The 2,233-nt window shown below is 38.8% G+C and carries 2 protein-coding genes; one reads left to right on the top strand and one right to left on the bottom strand.

Annotated elements, in window-relative coordinates:
• The first annotated feature begins 278 nt into the window (after nt 1–278).
• The gene (locus tag DNK84_RS02130) at nt 279–1,952 is read left to right on the top strand and encodes an IS1634 family transposase (protein WP_119342933.1); all 1,674 of its coding nucleotides are present in this window, start codon (nt 279–281) and stop codon (nt 1,950–1,952) included.
• A gap of 23 nt (nt 1,953–1,975) precedes the next feature.
• Here DNK84_RS02130 and DNK84_RS02125 read toward each other — a convergent pair.
• On the bottom strand, nt 1,976–2,233 hold a 258-nt coding region (locus DNK84_RS02125; protein WP_119342932.1), incomplete at its 5' end, for a histidine-type phosphatase.

The following is a 2,233-nucleotide window of genomic DNA, read 5'->3' as shown; positions in this document are numbered from 1 at the left end:
CATGCGTGCTGTTGCGATTATTGAATATTCCAGTGGTGTTATTTTAGATTTAGCTATGGGCGCCTATCAGGGCAAGAAGACTGGAGAGCATGCACTATTTCCCGACTTTGACACTTTTCAAAGTTATCCACAGGTTTGAAGAAAGATATTTTTGCTCAGGCCTTATTTTATAAGGGTTTTTGTCTTCCAAAAAGGTCAATTTGTAGTGCCTAGTAAAAATATTAGTTGATTTTAAATGGCACTATGTTACCCTTAAAAAAAACGATGAGACCCATGCCATGTTCGTTCGAATTAAGTCAACACCGAATAGCCCAAGAAAATCTGTTCAAATTGTGTCATCTGTTCGCATTGGCAATAAAGTAAAACAAAAAATCATGCGCCATGTAGGTATCGCAATGAATGATGAAGAGCTTGAAAGCCTGAAAGATCTTGCCGAACACCTTAAAGTGGGCCTTGAGGCTGAATACCAAGGCAGTCTTTTGCCTTTGGAGGAAGCAGCTGAGGCTGCTATTTCAGCCAGGAAGGCAACTGTAGATATGCAAGGTCTTGATGATGAGATGCAAGTGAATTTATCACAGGTATATGAAGCGCAGCGTACAATAGTTGGTATTCATGAAGTATTTGGCAAACTATACAAAGAAATTGGTTTTGATAAACTCTTTCGCCCAGGTAGCGCACAACAGATGCTTTATCACACGGTGATGGCACGTATTGCTAAACCAGAAAGCAAGCGCGAATCTGTTGCGATGCTTGAGCGTGACTTTGGCGTAAGACTACCTTTGCAAAAGGTTTATCGCATGATGGATAAGTTAGATGATAAGGCAATCGCAAAGGTTAAGAAATTATCCTTTGATTTGACAAAATCAACACTGAATGAGAAAGTCAATGTGCTTTTTTATGATTGCACCACGTTGTATTTTGAATCATTTACGGAGGATGAACTAAAACAAAATGGTTATAGCAAAGACCTTAAGTTTAACCAGCCACAGGTTGTTTTGGCATTAATTGCAACACAAGAAGGATTGCCTGTTTCTTATGAGGTGTTTCCAGGCAGCATGTATGAAGGGCATACGCTTATTCAAGCACTTACAACGCTTAAGTCCTCTTACGCCGTGAATGAGGTCGTTTTTGTCGCCGATAGTGGTTTATTAAACCAAGATAATCTTGCGCTATTAGAATCCTGCCAACTGAAGTATATTGTTGGTGCCAGACTTAAGAATGTAAATGTAAAGCTTCAAGAAAAGCTGCTTGATCCTAAAAACTATCGCGCAATCATGGACCCTTTAAATGATCGCTATATGAATGTTGAATATAAAAAAGGGCAGCGTTTAATCGTTGGCTTTAGTGACAAAAGGGCAAAGAAAGACAAGCATGACAGAGACAAGGCAATTGAGCGTTTAAAGGCTAAGCTATCTAAGAATAAGAATATTAAATCACTGCTGACAAACTATGGACATAAAAAATATCTGGAAGTCCAGGGAGAAAGCACATTAACCATTAATGAAGACAAATTAGCACAGGATGCTAAATGGGACGGTTTACATGGTGTGATTACCAACATGCATGAGGCACAAGCCAGTGAAGTATTAGCACAATATCGAAACTTATGGCAGATTGAAGACTGCTTTAGAGTCAACAAACACGATTTGAAAATTCGCCCGATTTATCACTGGACACCTGCTCGCATACAAGCACATATTGCTATTGCCTATATGGCATTTGTTTGCGTTAAACACCTCAATTACCGAGTGGCTTTACAATATCAGAAGCTTTCGCCTGAAGTCATTCGTAAAGAATTACTGCATGTACAGGTGAGTATACTTAAGCATAGAAAAACAGAAAAGAAATATGGCATTCCATCAGCTACTGGTGCGCATGCAGCTAAGATTTATCAAACGATGGGACTGTCTTTAGCAAGCACACCTTTTGTTATTGTGGATAACTCAATGTAGTGCCCTGGGTTTTGAAGGAATCCTTATAAAATAAGGCTTTCACATTCAAAAGTGTCAAAGTCGGGAAATTGTATAAAGCTTGCATAATCAGGTGCCTGCTTTAATGGAAGATTAAGTGCACCCATAATCGCAAGAAGTGTCAAATCGTGACCAGAATAGTAGATAAGCTTATAGCGCTGATCATGCGTTTTGACTTTTTGGATATTCTCATTTATCTGATTTAATAACTTATGTGCAATAATGTAGCTGAACTTTTGAGATTGAAACTGCATGGCTAAAGC

It is taken from the genome of Facilibium subflavum, assembly GCF_003574485.1.
GTDB lineage: Bacteria > Pseudomonadota > Gammaproteobacteria > Francisellales > Francisellaceae > Facilibium > Facilibium subflavum.
Note: the sequence above shows the minus strand (reverse complement) of the source record. Positions and strands in the feature narration are given on the sequence as shown.